The 20,415-nt window shown below is 68.1% G+C and carries 17 protein-coding genes and 1 pseudogene; 10 read left to right on the top strand and 8 right to left on the bottom strand.

Annotated elements, in window-relative coordinates; all coding sequences use genetic code 11:
• Positions 1-222, bottom strand: a pseudogene (locus tag ACWGKT_RS36930) (IS110 family transposase); the annotation flags it as partial.
• 382 nt (positions 223-604) lie between these two features.
• Here ACWGKT_RS36930 and ACWGKT_RS36935 point away from each other — a divergent pair.
• From ACWGKT_RS36935 to ACWGKT_RS36945, 3 genes are all read left to right on the top strand, one after another.
• On the top strand, positions 605-754 hold the full coding sequence (locus tag ACWGKT_RS36935; protein WP_453277082.1) for a hypothetical protein: 150 nt from the start codon (positions 605-607) through the stop codon (positions 752-754).
• 187 nt (positions 755-941) lie between these two features.
• Positions 942-2,054, top strand: coding sequence for a catalase family protein (locus tag ACWGKT_RS36940; protein WP_453277083.1), 1,113 nt, complete (start codon positions 942-944; stop codon positions 2,052-2,054).
• A 344-nt stretch (positions 2,055-2,398) separates the two neighbouring features.
• Positions 2,399-3,451 carry an alcohol dehydrogenase catalytic domain-containing protein gene (locus tag ACWGKT_RS36945; protein ID WP_453277084.1) on the top strand — a complete coding sequence of 351 codons (1,053 nt, stop codon included), beginning with the start codon at positions 2,399-2,401 and terminating at the stop codon, positions 3,449-3,451.
• Between the two features lie 77 nt (positions 3,452-3,528).
• On the opposite strand, the gene ACWGKT_RS36950 is transcribed toward ACWGKT_RS36945, so the two are convergent.
• Positions 3,529-3,720: a hypothetical protein gene (locus ACWGKT_RS36950; protein WP_453277085.1), complete on the bottom strand. Its 192-nt coding sequence runs from the start codon at positions 3,718-3,720 to the stop codon at positions 3,529-3,531.
• A gap of 610 nt (positions 3,721-4,330) precedes the next feature.
• Here ACWGKT_RS36950 and ACWGKT_RS36955 point away from each other — a divergent pair.
• From ACWGKT_RS36955 to ACWGKT_RS36965, 3 genes are all read left to right on the top strand, one after another.
• Positions 4,331-4,468, top strand: coding sequence for a hypothetical protein (locus ACWGKT_RS36955; RefSeq protein ID WP_453277086.1), 138 nt, complete (start codon positions 4,331-4,333; stop codon positions 4,466-4,468).
• Positions 4,469-4,513: 45 nt separating this feature from the next.
• Positions 4,514-5,164, top strand: coding sequence for an MFS transporter (locus ACWGKT_RS36960; RefSeq protein WP_453277087.1), 651 nt, complete (start codon positions 4,514-4,516; stop codon positions 5,162-5,164).
• 372 nt (positions 5,165-5,536) lie between these two features.
• On the top strand, positions 5,537-5,986 hold the full coding sequence (locus ACWGKT_RS36965; RefSeq protein WP_453277088.1) for a hypothetical protein: 450 nt from the start codon (positions 5,537-5,539) through the stop codon (positions 5,984-5,986).
• 217 nt (positions 5,987-6,203) lie between these two features.
• On the opposite strand, the gene ACWGKT_RS36970 is transcribed toward ACWGKT_RS36965, so the two are convergent.
• On the bottom strand, positions 6,204-8,750 hold the full coding sequence (locus ACWGKT_RS36970; protein WP_453277089.1) for an ABC transporter substrate-binding protein: 2,547 nt from the start codon (positions 8,748-8,750) through the stop codon (positions 6,204-6,206).
• Positions 8,751-8,964: 214 nt separating this feature from the next.
• Positions 8,965-9,564 (bottom strand): SLOG family protein, encoded by a 600-nt coding sequence (locus tag ACWGKT_RS36975; protein WP_453277090.1) that lies wholly within the window; start codon positions 9,562-9,564, stop codon positions 8,965-8,967.
• 328 nt (positions 9,565-9,892) lie between these two features.
• Between ACWGKT_RS36975 and ACWGKT_RS36980 the strand changes: the two genes are divergently transcribed.
• Positions 9,893-10,180: a WhiB family transcriptional regulator gene (locus ACWGKT_RS36980; RefSeq protein WP_453277091.1), complete on the top strand. Its 288-nt coding sequence runs from the start codon at positions 9,893-9,895 to the stop codon at positions 10,178-10,180.
• Between the two features lie 503 nt (positions 10,181-10,683).
• On the top strand, positions 10,684-12,081 hold the full coding sequence (locus tag ACWGKT_RS36985) for a M1 family metallopeptidase (protein ID WP_453277092.1): 1,398 nt from the start codon (positions 10,684-10,686) through the stop codon (positions 12,079-12,081).
• A 161-nt stretch (positions 12,082-12,242) separates the two neighbouring features.
• Here ACWGKT_RS36985 and ACWGKT_RS36990 read toward each other — a convergent pair whose 3' ends face one another.
• Positions 12,243-13,910, bottom strand: a complete 1,668-nt coding sequence (locus tag ACWGKT_RS36990; RefSeq protein WP_453277093.1) for a trypsin-like serine peptidase — start codon at positions 13,908-13,910, stop codon at positions 12,243-12,245.
• On the opposite strand from ACWGKT_RS36990, the gene ACWGKT_RS36995 reads away from it, so the two are divergent.
• Together ACWGKT_RS36995 and ACWGKT_RS37000 are read left to right on the top strand one after the other, a co-directional pair.
• Complete coding sequence (locus ACWGKT_RS36995) at positions 13,909-14,349, top strand: hypothetical protein (protein WP_453277094.1); 441 nt, start codon at positions 13,909-13,911, stop codon at positions 14,347-14,349. The genes ACWGKT_RS36990 and ACWGKT_RS36995 overlap by 2 nt on opposite strands.
• A 30-nt stretch (positions 14,350-14,379) precedes the next feature.
• Positions 14,380-15,255 (top strand): hypothetical protein, encoded by an 876-nt coding sequence (locus tag ACWGKT_RS37000; RefSeq protein ID WP_453277095.1) that lies wholly within the window; start codon positions 14,380-14,382, stop codon positions 15,253-15,255.
• A gap of 847 nt (positions 15,256-16,102) precedes the next feature.
• Here ACWGKT_RS37000 and ACWGKT_RS37005 read toward each other — a convergent pair.
• From ACWGKT_RS37005 to ACWGKT_RS37015, 3 genes are all read right to left on the bottom strand, one after another.
• A complete protein-coding gene (locus tag ACWGKT_RS37005) occupies positions 16,103-16,672 on the bottom strand; it encodes a carbonic anhydrase (protein WP_453277096.1) in 570 nt (189 codons plus the stop codon).
• Between the two features lie 901 nt (positions 16,673-17,573).
• Positions 17,574-19,778, bottom strand: coding sequence for a hypothetical protein (locus ACWGKT_RS37010; RefSeq protein WP_453277097.1), 2,205 nt, complete (start codon positions 19,776-19,778; stop codon positions 17,574-17,576).
• 210 nt (positions 19,779-19,988) lie between these two features.
• Positions 19,989-20,291: a hypothetical protein gene (locus ACWGKT_RS37015; RefSeq protein WP_453277098.1), complete on the bottom strand. Its 303-nt coding sequence runs from the start codon at positions 20,289-20,291 to the stop codon at positions 19,989-19,991.
• Positions 20,292-20,415 lie beyond the last annotated feature (124 nt).

A 20,415-nucleotide genomic window follows, 5' to 3' on the forward strand; every position in this document is an offset into this window, starting at 1 on the left:
AGCGGCAGCGGCAGCGGCAGCGGCAGCGGCAGGGTAGTACTCGCGCAGCGCCGAGCGCATGCGCTCGAAGGTGCGGGTGCGCTCCCAGATTAGGGTCTGATGGGCGCGGGCGACGACCTTGACGGCCTGGGCCTGGTCACTGTTCCCGGCGACCTGCCGCAGTTGCGCGTGGTCGATACGGACCATGTCCGCCAGCGCGTGTGCGTCGCCCTTGGCGCTCTTGGCCCGGGAGGTTGCGTAGCAGCGGCGTGGTGGTGCGGTCGAGGATCGTGGTCATGGCGCGGACCTGCTGCCGGGCTGCCCGTCGGCAGCCTGTGTTCGTTGATCCACGGGAACGGCACCTGCGTGGAAGCCGGCGTTCGAAATGTTTCCGGCATCGCTGCCGGCAAGGCTTGCGCCGGCAGCGATGCTGCCACGGGGCAATGTGCAGCCCCATTTCCGGGAGGGGCAGACACGATGGCTGACTCCGAAAATCCCCGCCCTGGCCCGCTGCTTCTGCCGGACGGACTCCATCAGACGGCTCCGGGATGTCATGGCTTCCACCCTCGGGGCCGCCCCTTTTTCTGCGTCTGACCTGACTTATGGTCGGAGGCAGGGAGACGTCGTGGACGGTGACAGGCCGGCGGACGACGGGCCGGGCGAGGACGAGGCTGCCGAGCCGGAGCTGTGTGACTGGTGCGGTGCCGTGATCGGGAACGGCGCCGGGCTGTGTGCCCTGGTCAGGGACTCTTCCGTCATCCATGCCCACGATTAATCCCGCGTTCGGCGGCGCCCGGATGGTCGTGGCTGCTCTCGCAAGCACCTGCAGCTGGTCAAGGAGCAATCGATCCGTTCCGACCAGATCGCGCGACGTGTGGTTCATCACAGCAAGTTAGATTGCGCGCAATTAAATTGCTCACTAGCGTCTGGGGCAGGACACCACGACACAGGAAGGCGGCACCGTGAACCCCATACGCTACGAGGACTACCGCCCCACTGAACGCCCCACCTACCAGAAGGAGTTGGACGAAGTTGTGAAGCAGGTGGCGCGCCGCACCCGCTCCTCCGTGGAGCGCCAGGCCGTCGGCCGCGCCATCCGTACGGCCCACGGAAAGACCTACGGCCTCCTCAAGGCCATGGTCACCGTTGGTGACAACAGCGGCTTCTACCGCCAGGGCGTCTTCGCCCGCCCAGCCGTGTACGACGCCGTCGTCCGCTACTCCAACGGCCTGGGTCATCACCGCCCCGACCACCAACTGGGTGCGGCGTGCGGCATGGGCATCAAACTGTTCGGCGTTCCCGGCCCTTCGCTGTTGGACGACGAACGCGACAGCGGCACCTTCGATCTCAACCTCATCAACAACGAGGTCTTCTTCGCGAACACCGCCTATGACTACATGGTCATCGAGGACCTGTTCGCCGAACTGCCCGAGGCGCTGGTGAACCCAGCCCGCCGCAAGACCTGGATGGCGGAGTTCCTGACCCGCCGGGGAACGCTCACCGATCCTGACAGCTGGCTGTGGGACGAACTGCTCGCCATGCTGTCGTTCACCACTGTCCCGCGCCGGAACCTGCTGTCGTACACCTACAACAGCATGGGCGCCTTCCGGTACGGCGACCACATCGCCAAGATCCGTACCGTGCCGACTGCCGCGTCCCTGTCTGCCCTCACACACCAGATCGTGGACGTGCGCGCGGACAACGAGGCATTCCGCCGCACCCTGGTGGCCGAAGCCGCAGAGCGAGACCACTCCTTCGCGCTCCAGGTCCAGCTCAACACCGATCTGGTCCGGATGCCGGTGGACAACACCTCCGTGAAGTGGCCCGAGAACCTGTCGCCCTGGGTGACGGTCGCCCGGGTGGATCTCCCGCGCCAGGACGTCGGCGGCAACGACAACCTGGCAGCCGCCGACACCACGTCGATCACGCCCTGGCGATCGCGCGAGGAACACCGGCCCATCGGCGAGATCCAGCGGGTGCGGCAGGAGGTGTACCGGCGCTCGTCCATCGAACGCCACCGCATGAACGGACAGGATCGGCGCGAACCGGCCGGCAGTGCGGAACTGCTGGACTGACCTGCGCGGTTCACCCCCCGCTGTCTGGCACGGACCCCTTCCGGGTCTGGGTCGGCCCATCCCGTCGGCTGCAGGCCTGCTGCTTCGGCGGGCTGAGCCTCGTGCGTTGCGCGGTGATGATCCGCTTGCCCCGGGAGGAACGGCACCCTACGCTCGCGGGCATACCGACTGGATGGTATGCCCGTGAGGGCGGGAAGCAGCCCGAGATGCGCAGAATCAAGGACGTGGTGCCCGGTGGAGTGGCGGCGTTCCCCGAGACCCTCATGCGACTGTTCCGCGGTGAGAACAACGGCAAGCTCGTGCTCAAGGTCGCGGACGCGTAGGGCAGAGCGGAGAGGAAAGCAGTGAAGGCACTGACCTACCACGGTCGCCACGACATTCGCTACGAGGATGTTCCCGACCCGGCCGTGACCAGCCCCACCGACGCGGTCGTCAAGGTCACCACCGCCGGCATCTGCGGCAGCGACCTGCACATCTACCACGGCAATCCGTTCAGCCCGGAAACGGGCTACACACCTGTGCACGAGTGCGTCGGTGTGGTCGTCGAGACCGGCGGCCAGGTCACCCGATTCAAGCCCGGCGACCGGGTCCTGGTGCCCGCCTCGGTCGGCTGCGCCCTGTGCCGGTCCTGCGCGGCCGGGTTCACAGCCCGCTGCGAGCGCGCCAAGTCCAGCACCGAACTCTGCTACGGGGTGAGCCCCCAACTGCCGGGCAGCCAGGCCGAAGCCCTGGCAGTGCCCCACGCCGACGTCAACCTGGTGCACCTGTCCGAGGGGATCTCCGACGAGGCCGCCGTCGTCCTGACGGACAACGCCCCCACGGCCTGGTACGGCTGCCGCCGCGCCCGCATCCAGCCCGGCGAGACCGTCCTGGTCGTGGGCCTCGGTCCGGTCGGCCTCATGGCCGCCCAGTCCGCCGTCGCCATGGGCGCCGCCCGTGTCCTCGGCGCGGACCTGGTCGCAGAACGCCGTGCTTTCGCGGCCACCTTGGGCGTCGAGCCGGTCGAGGGCGAGGACGCGCGCACGGCCATACGCGAGATGACAAACGGGCGCGGACCGGATGCCGTGGTGGAGGCCGTGGGTTCGGACGCGACGATCGAGCTCGCCCTCAAGGCCGTCCGCCAGGCTGGCCGGGTCAGCGTCATCGGGGTCAGCCAGAGCAACGCGTTTCCTTTCCACATGGGACTGGCCCAGGTCAAGGAGTTGGAGTTCGCCATCGGCCTCTGCTCGGTCCACTACGAACTTCCCCCCCTGATCGCCCTCGCCCGGGCCGGCCGGATCAAGCCAGAGACCGTGGTCTCGCACCGGTTCGCCCTCTCCGAGGGGCCCACGGCGTATGAGCTGTTCGCCGGCCGTGCCGACGGCGTTCGAAAGATCCTTCTCGACCCCGCCACCTGACCTGACTCGGCGGGTCCGTCCCTCACGGCTCCCGGACGCTGGTGCCGGGCGGCTTCGTGGGGTGTGGTGCGAGCTGGTCACCGGCGCCCCCGGACGCGTGGGTGTGCAGAGCGTGCACCGGGCAGCCGAGGCACCTGCTGTGCGGATTCGAGTTCGGCGCGGGCCTGCTCCAGTTCGAGCGACAGCTCTGCAGCGATCCGGACCAGTGCCGCGTTGCGTTCCCGTTCGGCGGCCAGCTCCGCCTTGGCGTCGGCGAGGTCCTGCTTCATCACGGCGCTCTGTTCGGCAATCTTCTGAAAGTCGGGCCACGTTCACCTATGACGTATGAAATCCGAACGTACGGGTTATGCCTTCCACAAACGCCCTTTGGGTCTCTGACCAGGCATAATGGGTGATCCGAGCTGGGCGGGGTCCGTAACCGCCACGTCGACCACCATGACGTCGAACGCACCGATGCCTACCCGCCCAGGGTTGCTCGGCATACAGCGCACTGACACCCGGCAGGGGGGCGCCAACCGCGGGCCCGGGCCTCACAGGCGATGCCCTCGCGGTAGACGGGGTGGTCGTCGGCCAGGACGACGCGTATGCGCGAACCATGCCGGACATCGCGATCCCCGGGAGGCGGCCTGTGCGGGGGCGACGCGCTCCGGCCTGAGGGGTGCGACTCGTACTCTCCCCGCCCCAGGGCGGACACACACCGACCGAGTAGCGTGGTCGGCAGGGGCCCGGGCGGCGGATGGTGAAGCCCGTTCTGTCCGACGCGTGAGCCCTATGGACGCCGCAGTGTAGGAGAGGGGTATGCCGGCCAGGACGATGGGCATGCGGTTGGCGGCTGCGGCGACATCCGCCGGTGCACTGTTCGGATTCTCTATCGCGGGAATGAACCAGACGATCGAACAGGTCCAGGTCGGACTCTCCAGCCTGCAGCAGGGGCTCGTGGTGGGCGCGCTGGTCATCGGGGCGCTCCTGGGCTGCCTGGCAGCGGGAGCGCTGACGACCGGCTGGGGCGGCGTCTGATGCTGGTTCTGGCGGGGATCCTGGGCGTCGGGGCCCCCGCGCTCTGTGTCGTCGCTCCTGATCAGAACTTCCTGTTCACCGGACGTCTGTTCCTCGGTTTCGCCGCCGGGTGTCACGTCCGCGGTCGCGCCGGTGCTGCTCGCAGAGCTGGCCCAGGCTCATTGGCGAGGCGCTCTGATCACGGCCTATCAGCTGGCCCTGGCAGTGGGGATGCTGGTCGCGTTCGCCATCGGCGTCACACTGCATCCGGAGCACAACTGGCGGCTGATGTTCGCCGCCAACGCCGTACCGGCGCTGGCACTGACTGCGACGACCCTGCTGATTCAGCAGTCGCCGGCGGACCTCATGGCCCGCGGGGATCCCGGCCGTGCCCGGGCGGTCCTCACAGCGACGCGCAACCCACAGGAGGCGCAGGCGGAGTGGGAGGCCCTGAAGGTCGGTCACTCATTGCCCTCGAAGAGCACGCTGCGCGGCCTCACTGACCCGGCACTGCGCCGCCCTGTGGCCATCGCTGTCGGCGCGGCGCTGATGAACGCGCTCGTCGGTATCCCCGCGGTCGTCTACTACCCCACGCTGGTCTTCGCGTCGGCGGGGGTCGGTGGCAGATCAGGGGCCGAGACCGCGAGTCTCGCGAAGACCTCGATCAGCCACTCGCCTTCCGCGATGTTGATGCCCCAGGCCCCCAGACGCTCGTGACGTCGGGCCTGGCGCCACGCCTCCTCATCCACCACAGGCAGCAGGACACGACCCAGGTGCGCGCAGCGACGCCACAGCATGTCGCGATCGGAGGCCACGGTCGACCCTCCCTAGGGCGAGTGGAATACCTGAGGCCGAGGACCAGCCCGACCGGGCGCCGACCCTCCAACATCCCACTACGCGCAATGCACGTACAGGGCGGAAGATCCCCGACAGCGTCAGGCTCTCATTCATGCCCTGACCGCCGAAGGCCTCGGCGGGCGGTGGATCGCCATCCGGATCGACGGTCGTGACGTCGCGTCGTGGCGCGACGTCAGCGGCATTCCGGCGAACATCATCATCGGCGCCGACGGGGAACCGAATACATGGCAGGTGAACAGCGCCTGCGGCCCTCAAGTCGGCGGCAGCTTCACTCTGCAGGCGGACGGCTCGTTCAACGCCACGGTGGCGCCACGACGGTTCCAGTCCTGCCCCATGCTCACCACGCCGCCGCCCGACCTCCAAAACGCGGTCGCGCGGACCGCCTCCGTCGCCGTGGACGATCCGGATGGTTCGGGCGCCCGAACGCTGCGGTTCCTGGACAGCCACAGGCGGCTCGTTGCCCTGTGGCGCGAGGACACCACGATCAGTTCGCGCGCCTCCATGACGTCCGTATGCAGGAAGGCGCTCGGACGCGAGTCCACCTCTGACGGCACGTTCACCACCGTCGAACACGTCCGCGCCTGGCGGCGACGAGCACCAAACCCGGGGACGTTCTGTCCGACGTTCCCGGCGGCACCGTCGCCGTCTGCTGTTCGGTCACTGGTGGGCGTGCTCTCCTGACCTATCCCGCCTAGGCGGATGAATGTCAGCGCGGCCAGCACACGCCTTCTGGTTGCGGGTAGCCCCCACCCTCAAGATCAAACGTATATACGAGCGAAGCCGCCTGGGGTCGGCCACGGCCGCCCCGGCTCTGCAGCGTTTGCTCAGCGAGGGGTTTGTCTGCGTCGAGCCTCTTCCCGCAGCTCGCCGCCCCACGGCGCACTGAAGAGGGAACCTCTTATGGGGAAGCCACCGCGGTGTTGTCCTTGGCACAGGGAAAGGTGTCGGGAGGAGTGCCCCACGTCGCAGGGTTCTGCCGGTCGGGCAGGACTCCGCAGCTGAGCAGCGTGGCTGTGATTCCGCTCGGTTGGGCGATCTCGCGGATGAACACCGCCTTGTTAGGCGGGTATTTGTTCTTCCCGTCCAGTTGCAGCACGCCGGATGCGCCGGGGTACTGGGACACGCCGTGGGCGGTGAGCCACAGGTAGATGTCGTTGGGCTGGACATCGTCGGAAGCCGGCAGCAGGTCCTCGATGACTTTGCTGACGACACCCATGGTGTCGAAGCCGCCGGCGGCGTCCGCATCGGCGCTGCGTTTGCCGAAGACGGTGGCGAAGTCCTGTGCGAACTGGGCATAGGGGTCCCGGGAGTCCGGGGTGGGGGCGTTCGTCGTCTCGTAGAAGAGCGTCATGTACGGGTAGGCGCGCGCCGTCTGTTCGGGATGAAGCTGGAAGTCGATGGGAGAGCTCTCTGTGATCATCGGGATGGTCATACCTTGCGGGGGCTGGCACTGACCGCCAGCACTCTGCATCGCGTTGAGGAGGCTGGGAAGCACGCCGGATCGGGCGAGGTAGACCACGATCCCGTGCGTCGCGGCGACCTTGTTGCAGACTTCGCTCGCAATGTCCTCCGGTGTGGTGGCCCCGGGCTTCTCGCTGTACTTGATCTCGTCGATACCGCCGTGTCGGCGGTAGGCGGCGACGAACAGGTTCTTGAGGTCCGTGCTGAAGGCCGCGTCGGTCGGGTCGTACACGACCACGGCGTGCGGTGTGCCGCTGGTGAGTTGGCGGACGGCGGGAGAGTGGTGGATGAAATCGGCGAGGACCTGCGCGACTCGCCCGTCGGGTGCCGAGATCTGGAAGTACCGCTGCGGCGAGTCGGGGCCGACCATGGTGCTGCCGGACACGCCGTTGGCGATGACCGGGATGCCGGCCTGGTCGAGTTCCCGGACCGCGGTCAGCGACTCGGGACGGCTCTGGGTGATGCCGATGACCGCGGCGATGTGGTCCTGCCGCTGACGGCTGATGATCATCTGTGCGACGTCCGGGTCCTTCGGCGCTGCGGCGCTGTGTGCCCCGTACTGGAAGTACTGGCCGGTGTTGGCGATGAGCAGGCGGATGGGCATCTTGTTCTGGCGGACCCCGGTGTTGAGCCTGTGCTGCTGGGCGATGGCGCCGCGCAGGATCTGCAGGCCGACCGGCGGGTCGTCGTACACGCCGTTTTGCAGGCTCAGGGGAGCGAGGAAGACGAGGGTGCGGTAACGCCCGTCCGGGATCTGGGCGTTCTCCTTCGCCACCTGGTGCTCCAGGTCCCGCAGTTCCCTTCCGCGGTTCCCCGGTACGGCCAGATCACATTGGCTGCCATCGGTGACGCCCACGCGTTCACCGGTGCTGACCGTGACGCATGAGGCAGGCCCGGGGGGCGCAGTGGGCCAGAGGTAGTGCGGGGCCAGGAGAATACCCGCCGTTGCCGCGGTCATGAGGGGCAAAGCGGCGGGACGCAACCAGTCGAGGGGGTGGTCCCGGCGGGCCATGACGCCCCAATGGGTGTCGATCTTCGTCTTGGCCGTGCCCTCGGTGTCGTCCTCGGCCGGCAGCGTGATGAGGCGCACCGGCTCGTCACTGCCCTCGTTGAGGAACGTGAAGACCTTGTCGGCAGTGCCATTGGGCCGGTCGGGGTCGGCGCCCAGCGGCGCGGCGTAGTCGGGAGGCGGGCCCGCGCAGGCGGCCAGGACGAGCAGCGGCTTGGGCGGATGGTCACCGGCGAGCTCCTCGAACGTGCCGAGGAAGGCGCGGCCCGGGCCGTCCGGGTCGTCGATCTCGGGAAGGAGGACGACGAAGGACCACCGGCGCCGTGCCCACAGATGACTCAGCCAGGTCCTTCCTCGGGTCGCTTTCCGCAGATCGGTCAGCAGCGCGCGCAAGAGGATACGTCGCACCCGCGGGTCCTCCCTGTCCAGCTCGCCGCCCTGGCAGAAGGCGAGCGCGGCGTCCAGGAAGCAGGTCGCGTTCGCTTCGTCCGCGACCCAGCGCAGGCCCCAGTGGCGCAGGTGGAACCGGTAACAGAGTTTGGGAAAGCCGACGATCAGGGCTGCCACGAGTCCCTGCAGCCAGCCGGTCAGGAGATGCTGACCCAAAAAGTCCGCGAGGCGAGCGCAAGCACGCAGCGTTTTCCGCCTGTTGAGCAGCGCTGCATACAGGTCATCGAGGATCGGCTGCTGCTGGGCCTGGAAGTCGCCCGCGCCGCGTTCGCAGCCCAGTACGGCCCGGCAGGTGTGAAAGGCCGGCAACCGCAGTCTTCCCGAGGGCATGGTGAGCTGGAAACGCAGTGCGACTCGGTCGATCGCGGCAAGGAACCCTCCGCCGCACAGTTCCGCGTCGTCGACGACGGCGTGCGGTACCTGGAAGTGAGGGGTGCCCCGCCGTCGCGACAGCCGGTGCTCATATTCCCGGACGATGAAGGCCGGTGCCCGGACATCGCCGCCAGCCTGCCTGGTGAGAATCAAGGCAGGCACCTTCTCGGCACGGGACCGCGTGGCCGCGAACGTGTCGAGCTGACGTATGAGGCGGTCCGACCACCGGGGGTATCGCGGGGCCGGGTCCGTTGGCGCGGGGGCGTTGGGCACGCGGTTCCTCCCTCGGGGAAGCAGGGAGGCCAACATGTCATGAAAGGCAGATGTGAAAATGCGCTATATCAGCCACTGACGCCTAATGAGTGATTCAGACCATTTCCGAGGTGACGGATGGCAGAACCGCGAGAGAGAGGGCACGAGCCGCGTCGAGCGGACAGCCGGAAGGGCGTCGACTTCCGTAGTCGTGCGCTTCTGCGCGGCCGCGATGCGATGGCCGAGCAGGGCGGACCGGGGTGCGGTCAGGGGGCGTCCGGCGGGAACAGCCAAAGCCCCCGATCAAGCCGTTAGCGTTCAATCCTGGAGCATTACCGGCGGGACCCCGGGCCCGCCCCTCGGCCTGCCAGTCCACCGGATGGCAGCGGTGACGATCAACGCCGAGGCCATGCTCATCACACCACTGGTGAGCAGCTTGATCAGCACCGGCAGCAGCGCCTTCCACCACGACAAGTCCGTCCCCGTGACGCCTCGCCAACCGGTCCAGCACCCTCGCGGCAGCCACCGGCCACGGCCAGCGCCGACTCCCGCAGACCAGCACCCGAGGCTCGGCCAAGTCCACGGCCTCCCGCTCCGGATCCAGCTCGTCGGTCCGCGTGTTCCTACTCGCCCTGCCGGTCGCTTGGGTCGCTGCCGTCGGCTCACATCCACTCGCGCGGAGAGGCCACCGGCGATGCGGTCCCGGCCTGCGCACCTCCGCTCGCCCGGCCTGTCAGGCTGGTCGAACACACCCCGGAGGTCTTCGGAACCTTCTACGGACAGGTGACCGAGCCGGTGGTGCGCAAAACAGTGCGTCTTCTGCAAAGTCAGGGCAAGACGCCCTCACCCGTAGCACTTATAGCTGACGTCCCGGCAGATCACACCTGTCCGAGAACCCGACGCGTTGGCCTGGCGCATGGGCGGACGACGGCCCACGCCGCGGCACCCCGGGTCTTCGCACAGGACCGCGACTGCTTTGAGGCCTGGCGAGCGTTCCATACGTAGGACAGCGTAGGGTCGTTGCGGATGCTGAGGAGAAAGCCATGACCAGCGGCGAATGGGTGGAGAGCGCGGCCTGCCGCAGTGCCGAACCGGACGAGCTGTTCGTCCAGGGAGCCCAGCAGAACCGGGCCAAGACGCTGTGCCATGGGTGCCTGGTACGCACCGAGTGCCTGGCCGAAGCCCTCGACAACCGCATCGAGTTCGGCGTGTGGGGCGGCATGACCGAACGCGAACGCCGAACCCTGCTGCGCCGCAGACCCGACATCACATCCTGGCGAGCAATACTCGAGGAAGCGCGCCAGGCATTCGAACACCCCACAGCCAGCTGACCGCAGGGCAGGGGTAACTCGTTTTAGATGGAGGTCGCGTCTATTCGCCGTGCAGGCTACGCGCTCGTCGCAACCCTTCGGCAGGAGCGGCGAAGCAGAGAATCCGGCCTGACCGCGTTGGAAGCAGGTCGCCGCGCCTCGATTCGCTCCGCCCCGGCCTGACGCCCGCAGTGACGACGCTGGCTGCCGAGCTTCTGCAGCGGGATCCCGACCAGCGCCCCCAGAACGGCACGGCAGGTGCAGGAACGGCTCCAGCAACTCCAGGCGGCCCTAGCCATGAGATCAAAGGGCAATCCGACCACGTAAAACGCCCTCTTGGATCGCACCCCAGGCGCACTGCAGCCAGCGGGACGACGCCCGCGACGCCGTCCCGCGACCCGCCCTGGCCCGATCACCCAGCAGCCGTGCACGTCGTCGTGCTCGGCCGAGACAAGCGGAACGGGGCCGCCCCACTTCCCGCATACGGAGCGTGTGCTGGAAGCACTGTAACGTGATCGGCTGTCATGCCGTCTCTGTCCGCGTGGCCACCAACAACCCCCCGCCGTCTGCTCGCTGCCCTGCTCGCGCTACTCGTCGGGTCCGGCGTCGGCGTCGCCGACGCCGTCCCCGGACCCACAGCTGCAGCAAAGAGCGCCCAGGCCGCAACACCCGATCACCTGCGCTACGACGTGACCCTGCGCGCCGATGCCGACGGCACCCACTGGAAGGGACGGCAGCGCGTGTCGTTCCGCAACGCCTCCGACCGGCCCCTGCGCGAGGTGTACCTGCGGCTGTGGGGCAACGGCGTGGACGCCTGCGGAACTCCCGGCAGCCCCTCCCCCGTCACCGTGTCCCGGGTGCGGGGCGGCACGGCGGGCCGGCTCAGTCTGGACTGCACCGCGCTGCGCATCACCCTGCCCACACCTCTCGAGCGCGGCCGGCGCACGGCCGTCTCCTTCGACGTGTCCCTCACTGTGCCCAGACGCAACAACCGCTTCGGCCGCGAGGGCGCGTTCCGTTTCCTCGGCAACGCGCTGCCCGTGCTCGCCGTGCACGACGCGACGGGATGGCACCTCGATCCGTACGTGTCGACCGGTGAGAGCTTCTACACCCTGGTCGGCGACTTCCAGGTCACGCTCGACCATCCGTCGGCCCTCAAGGTCCCGGCGACCGGCCGCACCCGCACCAGCCCCGGCACGCCTGGGCGCACCCTCACGCACAGCGTCGCGCACCGGGTACGGGACTTCGCGTGGGCGGCAGGCCCGTTCCGCACCGCGGCCCAGACCACGCTCGGCGGCGTGCGGGTCAGATCGTACTGGGCACCCGGCACGCCCGCCCCGGGCGTGCGACTAACCCGCCGGGACGGCGCCGCCGCCGTCGACCGGTTCAGCACGGAGTACGGCCGCTACCCCTACGGCGAGCTCGACCTGGTGATGACTCCGCGGTTCGGCGGCGGCATGGAATACCCCGGCCTGGTCCTACTCGGGACCACGGAGGAAGGCAGCGCCGTCGTCCACGAAGTGGCCCACCAGTGGTGGTACGGCATCGTCGGCAACGATCAATACCGTGCGCCCTGGCTGGACGAGAGCTTCGCCCAGTACGCCAACGCCCGCTTCTACGGCTGGGACACCCGCGACTGCTGGGACCCGCACGACTGGCCCGACCAGAACGCTGCGCTCACCAGTTCAATGGCCTACTGGGCGGAGCACCCCAGCGCATACCACCTCATCTACAGCGCTGGCTCCTGCGCCCTGGCAGACCTGGAACGCACCCTCGGCACCGCCACCATGGCACGCCTCGTCAAGCGCTACGCCCGCGACCACTGGTACGGCATCTCCACCACCGCGGACTTCAAGAAAACCGCCCAGTCCATCACCGGCAAGGACTTGACCTCCTTCTGGAAGACCCACCGGATCCGGTGAACACCTGCGGCGATGCCACTCGCCAGTGGGGCGCGGACCAGGCACATCAGCGATGACGCTCTGTCACCACCGAATGTGAGACAAAGCCACGATGACATCGGCTGGCTTCGGCCGGCGCACGGGTGGTTCCGTGGCCGGCGGGGCGTGCGGGTTCGCTGGGTTCAGGAGGTCGGGGCGACGAGCATGTTCTCGGTTCCCAGCCGGCTGGCGAGCGTATCGGTGTACATGGTGGTCTCACCGTCGGACCAGCGGATGAGGAGGTCGTCGGTTTGGCCGTTTCCGGTGTAGTCGCCGGTCGTCATGGCCGTGTCGTGAGTCCAGAGCTTGTTGGGGTTCAGGATGCGCTGCTCGGTGCCGAGGCCCGATGTGGTGGTGCCGACGTAGTTGTCGAGCTCGCCGTCGGTCCAGCGCACCATGAGGTCCCACTTCTGGTTGCCGGAGAACTCGCCGCTGGTCAGGAGTGTGGCGTCCTTCCATGTGTCGTTGGGGGACTTGAGCTTGTGTTCCTGGCCGAAGGTGCCGGCGCTGACGTTGGTGTAGAGGGTCAGTTCGCCGTCGACCCAGCGCACGATCAGGTCGGTGACGTACTGGGAGGCGTTGAAGCGGCCTGCCGCGATCTGGATCGCGTTCTTCCAGGTGTCGTTGGGTTTGATCATCTGGGTACCCGCCCAGTTCAGGCCCTTGGAGCCGACGTCGCCGTAGAGGGTGACCTCGCCGTCGGACCAGCGCACGAGGAGGTCGAACTGGTTGGAGCCGGTGAAGTCGCCGGCGGTGATGGTCGCCGCGTGGGTCCATGTGCCGTTGGCAGCCAGCAGTTGCCGTTCGGGGTCGTAGCCTCCGCGTCCGTTGCCGGGGTAGAGCGTGACCTCGCCGTCGGTCCAGACCACGATCATGTCGCTGTGGCCGGTGTGGCGGAAGTCGCCCGAGGCCAGCAGCTTGGCGTGCTGCCAGGTGGGCGCCGTGCCGGGCAGCCATGGGTCCGTCGACGGCTGGTACGGAGGCTTGCTGTCCACGAGTCGGTGCGCGGCCGCATCGCTGAACAGGTCCTGGGCGTCCTTGCCGTAGATCGGCGCATAGGTCACCCAGTTGTCGTTGGCGTCGTTGCCGCCGCCGTTGTATCCGCCGGTGTTGCCGATGACCTTGCCGGTGCCGGTGGTGCGGTTGTAGTCCTCGATCCACGGGCCGCCGGAGACACCACCGTAGAAGCCCGTGCAGGTCATGCGCATCTGCCGGAAGCCCGGCAGCCGCGACGTGGTGACCGGGCAGCGGACCGGCTCGTGCTTGGGATTGACGCTGTCGGTGCTGGGATAGCCGATGACAGTCACCTTGTGGGTGTAGTCGGTGGTGGAGGTGAACGTCAGCGCTCCCGTGACGTCCTCCACCTTGCCCTGGCTGTTGGCGCCGACCCAGACGAAGGCCAGGTCGAGGTCGGAGGTAGCCGCCTTGGTGTTCTTCTTGTAGCGGGGGTCCAAGTACACCTGGGTGATTGGGAAGACGCCGTGCGGCTGATCGGCGGCAGACTTACCGCTGCGGTACTGGGGCACGAAGATGCCGTGCCTGGCCCCGTCCAGGCCGACTCCGCAGTGTCCGGCGGTCAGCACGATGTCCTTGGCGGCCGTGTGCACGACGCTGCCCGTGCAGTACGTACTCGGGCCGCCCAGCGGCGTGCCGTCGAAGAAGAACGTCCCCACCATCGGGTGGCCGCCGAAATGCTCAGGATCCGGTGTGCCGGACGGCGGCGGCCGGCGTGCCGCGGCCGCACCGTTCAGGCCGTGCCGTGCGGCGGCGGCCGGTGCCGTGACGGCATCGACCGGGACCGCGTCGTCCATGCGGTCAGCCGTCCAGTACTTCTCCTCCTCGCTGAGGCTCGGGCCGTCCGAGGGGATGGGAGGCGCGGTCGGTTTGGCAGGCCGCGTGCTCGTGGACGGTGCCGACGGGGAGGGCGAGGCGGTCGGCTCGCCGGCCCGCGCGATCGTCGACGACGCCGAGGGGGCCGGCAACTCCGACGGCCCCTGGGCCTTTGTGGTGGAATCCGCCTGCGCGGTGGAGGCCGACGGCAGCGGCGTGCCGGTCGCGGCGGACGCCGGCCCGGTGACGAGTATGCCCGCGCACAGGCCGAGCGCGAGGGCCGGAATCCATCTGTATCTGGAACGCAACGAGAAGTCTTTCCATCTTGGAGGAGGCCGAACGGCAAGCGATCCCGAACTCCTCGGAATCACACAGCAGTTCGACATGGAGGTCGGTAACATACTACCGAGTAGTTCTTGACATATCGTCAAATATTAGACAGGCGAGGCGATGCACCGAATCCGTACAGCGACCTGGGCGGCGCTCCCGCTTCTGCTGCCCCTCCTGGCGGCCGGGCCGGCCTCGGCCTCCTCGTCGTCGCCGACCCTGCCCCTGCGCAGTGTCCGTTCGGTGCATCCCGGCGACACCCTGACGGTCACGGCCGAGGACGGACAGGCCGCGTACGGCGACACCGTCAACTCATCCGTGTTCCTCACGGCCGGGAAGCTGCGCATGATGGCACCGCTGCTGACGGCCACCGTCACCATCGCCTGCGACGCCCGCCCCGGCACCTACCCGGTTACCCGGGCCGGAGCCAACGCCAAGGGCCCGGCGGGTCATCCGGCCCCCTGGGCGCGGGTGCACGTCGAACCGACCGACGAGGACGGACGCCGCGCGTGCCGCGACAAGGTCAAGAACATGCCCCCGCCGGACCGCGAGGAACGCTGGGCGGCAAACGACACGTGGCCCCAGTCGCAGTGGGACGTGCGGACCTTCAAAGCCGGCAGCCGCATCACGATCACCGACAACGACGACGAGGGCAAGGACGGGTACATCACCCTCACTTCGCGTGCCTTCACCGACCGGCCCACTCTGCGCGGCGCCCGAGCCGTCCTGACCGCCACGACCACCCTCAAGTGCGACGCCACGCCCGGACTCTACGTCGTCTACCGGCACGACATCGGCCAGGACGGCCCCGACAAACCGTGGGCCCGGCTGCGGATCGCCCCCGCCGCCCGATCGGGCACCTGCTCCGCACAGGCGGCGCGCACTCCCGGGACATCCCGCACCGCGCTGCTGGCCTGGAGCGCCGGCGCTGTGCTCCTCGCCTCAGCCGTGGGTGCAGCACTTCTCCTACGGGCCCGGTCCCGCCCGAAGTCCACCTGAACACAACGCGGTACGAGAAGGGAAAAAGAAGAAGGAGCCGTCGGCAGCCACGACGTGAGCCGCATCAAGGAAGGTACCCACCTGTTGATGGAGTGGACGAAGAGGTGCATGGCCGCACACAGCCGGTACTGGCAGGAGACGCCGCCCGACCAGCCCTGAGCCTCTGTCGACGGGCGCGCCGGGTCGCCAGACGCGCGGGCGGAGCGGCGGCCGGGTCGAACTACTGTTGGGCCGTGGCAACGTATGACTCTCCGACGATCTCCTCACTGCGCAGCAGGACCTCAATCAGGTGCAAACCGACCTCGTGGCCTTGTACGAGCGGCTGCCGTACTCCGTTGAACCGATGGAGGCCTGGCAGCGTTCCGAGGGCTACTGGCTCGCCACGTCCCGCGCATACCCGGAATCGCCGGACTGGTCGGAGCAGGAGCAGCAGGCGGTCGCCGCGCTGCACCCCCCGTCACCCGTTCCGCGTGCGCCGCGTGGCACTCGTGTACTCGGGGCTCGACAAGTGGGGCCTGTACGGGCAGTGAGCCCCAGGCAGCCGCGCGTTGGGTCTTCCCGACAACGTCCGCCCCCTGGCAAAGGCGGCGGCGTCGTTCGTGAACTGGTACGCACTCACCCCGAAGTCGCGTCGAACAGCCCCGGGGCGTCGGCAACGGCCGGGCCGATCCCCAGCCCCGTCCTCGCAGGCCGTTTGGGCACCATCGAATCCGCATCGGGTCGACCGCGGCATTGCCGTAGTCAACCCTGCCTGTGGTGCTGACTGTTAGCTGCTTTTGGACCTGGGGGAGGCGGTCCGGTTACCCGTCACCGACCTGACAACGCCCGCCCGTCTCGTCTGACCGGTTCAAGAGGGCGCGCCGACCAGGACTTCCACCTTGCCGGTGTCGAGGGAGTAGTAGGCGCCGACCACGGCAAGGGCGCCCTTTCCCACGAGTGGGGCGAGGTCCTGGTTGTCGCGTAGATCGGTCGCGGTCAACTTGACCTGGGCGCGGGCCATGGTCTCGACCGGGTCGGCGCCGCCTTCCTTTACTGCCTGCTCGTATGCCGGCTGCAGAGCCTTGACGATCGCCTGCAGGTTGCCAGGCAGCGGTTTGCCGTCACGAATGGACTTGTACGCCGCCTCGACGGCGCCGCAGCGCTGATGCCCGAGGACCACGATGAGCGGTGTGCCGCTCGTCATGGGCCCGTACTCGACAGAACCAGTGACCACGGGCTCGACCGCCTCCCCGCCCGTGCGCATCACGTAAAGGTCACCTAGCCCGGTATCGAAGAGGAGTTCAGGCGGTACTCGGGAGTCGATGCATGCGAGGATCGCCCCGAAAGGCTCCTGCTCCTGGGCCACGAACTGACGCCGGTTCGGATCCCGGTCGGGGTGTTGAAGAACTCCGCTCACCCAGCGCTCGTTGCCTTCCATCAGTCTCGCGAATGCCGCGGCGGGGGTGGTCGGCCGCGCCTTTGGCGGAGCACTGGTCGCCGACGTGGCGACGCTCGTCGATGAGCACCCTGTAAGCGCGACCGTGGCGCCCGCAAGTGCGCCGGCAAGCAGAACTCTACGATCCGGACGTCCTGCTTTATCCATCGGTCGTTCCCCTCGGTGCCACTCAGACACGTCCGTGCGTCTTGACCGGGGCCATTGTTCAGCGTGGTGTGTGCGACCTGGCAGCAGGCGCAAGCGGGCGCGGGCTACTTTGCCGCCAACGGCCCACAGAACGGGTTCGTGCGGCGGCTTGAACGTCTGATGCCGAGGCCCACCCTGACTGGACTGCCGACGGCCGGGTGCTGTCCGCTCTCGTGAACATCGAGCGCGGCCCGCACTGGGTGTCTCCCGAAATGCTGACCACCCGCTGTCGGAAGTCGCGAACGGAGCCAACCTGGCGGTCGCCCTTCGAGGCGGCCGAAAACGAAACGACCACTGCTCGACATCGCCTTCACCGTCCTCCGCCTATGACCCGCGCGCCGCCAACTGAGCGCGACTGATGGCGAACCCCGTCACCCGAAGCGCTCAGTCACACCTGCCGCATCCGATGCTGCGCTCTAGCGGCCCAACGCGTAGGAGGCCGTGCTCGCCGTCTGGCTGCCGTACGCAGCACCTCCGCTCATGCGGAGAGGCCCCCTACATCAGACCGTCGTTGGGTGGCCCGCCAGCTCACCTCCGCTCGCGCGGAGGACTCGCCTGCTCGGTCGCTTGGGTCGCTGCCATCGACTCACATCCGCTCCGGTGGGGAGGATGTGTCCGGCAAACGCGGTGCGACGCGACTGGGCTTCGCCGTGCTGCAGAAGTTCTGCACGCAGTACGGCCAGCTTCCCTGCGGGGCCTACCACGACGGCAGTTCGTAGTACCAGATCACTTGGCCTGGCTGGGTGAGCTGTGTCCTGCAGTTCTCGGTCAGGGGATGGTTCGGGCCAAGGCGTTGTTCGCACGTGCCGAGTAGTGAACCGAACTGCTCGCGTGCTCTCTCGGGTTCACCGGAACAGGCAGTCCACAAGGCTTGCTGATGGAGTCCGGCGAGCGTCAGCTCATGGTCCTCCCCCAGGGCCCGGAGAATGTCCACCGTGGCTCCGGCCGCGAGCGTCAGCGCCTCGCCGACCTGCCCAGACCTCCCGGTGCGGCCGGCTAGTTCAAGGCGACATGTCAGGGTCCACGGGTGATCAGCGCCGAGCCTGATCGCACGGCCCTCGATGACACCGGGAAGAAGACGCAGTGCGAGTCCGGTGTCGCCGGCGTCTGCCGCCGTGCCCACGAGGTTCCAGCGGGCGTCATTGGTGAGGTGGTCATGCACCCCCAGCACTCGGCTTGCGTCCTCATGCAGCTCGCCCCAGAGCCGGACAGCCTCAAGCATCTCCCCGCTCTCCCTGGTCCATACCGCGACCTCGAAGCGGCAGCCCAGGGTCGTGCGGTCATCCGGGCCGAACACCCGTAAGGATCGCTGTTGCGCTTCGAACGCCCGGCCCAGCGCTTCATCGGTTCGGCCGGCGGCACCGATCCATCGGCCCACGGCCAGCCCGGTGTCGATGGTTTCCCTGTCGTCGTCGCCGTACCTGCGCCGGTACTCCTCGTGGATGGCCGTGGTCAGGGCCAATGCCTCCGCGGTGTTGCCGGCTCCTCCGCTCCACCAGGCCAGCGCCCATCGGAGGTAGAGCAATGTGTCGTGGTCGGTATCCGTCGGGGCCGACTGCAAGGCTGTGCGCAGTACCTGACAGGCCTGTTGCAGCTGCCGCATGTCACCGAACACGCGGGCTAGCCCGGCCGACGCTGTGATCGCTCCAGCGTCCACAGCTTTACGGAAGGCGTCTCGGGCCGTCGTATGTCTCGTGCGTCTGATCGCCTCCCAGCCGATGGCCTCGCAGGTGTCCGGGTCTGCCTCCGCGATCAAAAGTTCCCAGATGTCTGCCCATATCGGGACGTTGTCGGGGGATGCGTCGGTGGCGTCGGGCAGGTAGTCGAATACGTAGTGCGCGGTCCCGGACGCATCCAGCGGGATGAGCAGGCTGCTGGTCGCATGCAGCGGGGTTGTCGCCCACTCCATCGCCGCCTCCCAGCTCTCCGGCCGGAGGCTGGGGCCACCTCTGGCGGCCAGGTAGCGCTCATGAAGGACACGCAACAGTGCAGTGGGGAGCGGTCGGACCCATCCCGCGCGGCGCGCGTCGACCGCCGCAGCAACCAGTGCCGCGCCCCGAACATGCCCTCCCTCTGGAGCCCAGGCGTCCTTCCACGCCGTGAGCAGTTGAGGTCCTGCGGCGAGGAACTCCGCGATGCCGTACTGCCCAGCGCTGCGGACCGCATGGACCAGGCGCTCATCGTTGGTGAATACGCGGGCCCGCTCCACCTCGTTCGGCTTCCACCGTCGATCGAGCCGTATCTCATGCGCCTGCGCGAGGACGTCCCGCCCAGTTCGCTGATCAAAGCGGCTACCTTCCTCGGTCATGGCGTCGTGCACGCCGCTGTATCGCGCCCGCTCCTGTGCTCTGATCGTCCCGAGGACGACCACCTCTCGGCCGGTTCCCGACCGTGTGATCCCATTCAGGGTGTACGGAGTCAGGCCGTGAACCCCGAGATACCTCTCGATGTCGTCGAGCCAGACGACAGCGCGGCGATGGGCCCGGAGCGTGGCGATGGCAGTACGCAGCGACGTCTGGTCCGTGGGGGCGGGTGCGATGAACGTGTGCTGGGGAAGAACCGCACGCGCGGCCTCGAACGCCGCTCGCGTCTTGCCGGCGGTGGATTCCCCGACGACCAAGACGAAGCTGTGCGTACGGAGGGCTGCTTCGATCTCCGCGCTTTGATCTCGACGCACAAAGGGAGTGACCCTCGCCGTGACCGTGCGGGCGCTCCCCGCCGGCGCGGAGGGATGGACACCAATCGCGATCAGGTCTTCGATGTCACGGATCCTCGGCACCCGACCACGGGGAGCCTGCAGCAGTTTCTCCCTTGTCTCCAGTGCTTGGCGGGCACCGTCCTCGATGAGTTCCTTGCTTCGCTGTGATGCCATCGCCCCGACAGCTGCGCCCATGGCGACCACGGCGCCTCCCACGAGGCCCGGGAGCAAGCGGGCGAACCAGGAGACCGCTGATACGCCGACCGCGACCAAGACGAGTAACCACCAGCCGGTGTAGCTGGATCCCCATCTCCGCATAGAACCTAATGAGAGCACTCGCCCGAGGTACGAGTCCATAAGCCCCGGCTGGGCCGCCTGCGGCCACGCTGTCGCCAGAGAGTGAGTAGCAGCCAATCAGTCGGAGTCGTCATACGGTTCGGCAAGCCGCAGCCCGAGGTCGGCCAGCCATTCTTGGACCCAGGCCCACAGCTCGCTGATCTGGTCCGGGTTTATCCCGTACGCGGCGTACTCGTGGTCGGAGGTGAAGCCGACCGCCTCGAGCCGGCCATGAAGTTCCTCAAGGTCAAACGCCTCGTCGTGCTGGGCACCGAGCCGCTCGAGTTTCCCAGTCGTGTACTCTCCCGCCCTTCCCCCCGCCGACGCCGCGGCCAGCAGCGACCTGCCAAAGGTTGCCCAGTTCGACTGACGGGCAGCCAACACTCCCCATCGCCCGCACCCGGACCTTCCAGGTGCGGGCGTTGCGTGCAGGGCACTCGACCTGGTGTAGGTCTCCGACGGGGTGGGGTGCGGAAGATCCGGAAGACCATGCTCCATCCCAACG

Source organism: Streptomyces sp. NPDC054794 (assembly GCF_053611585.1).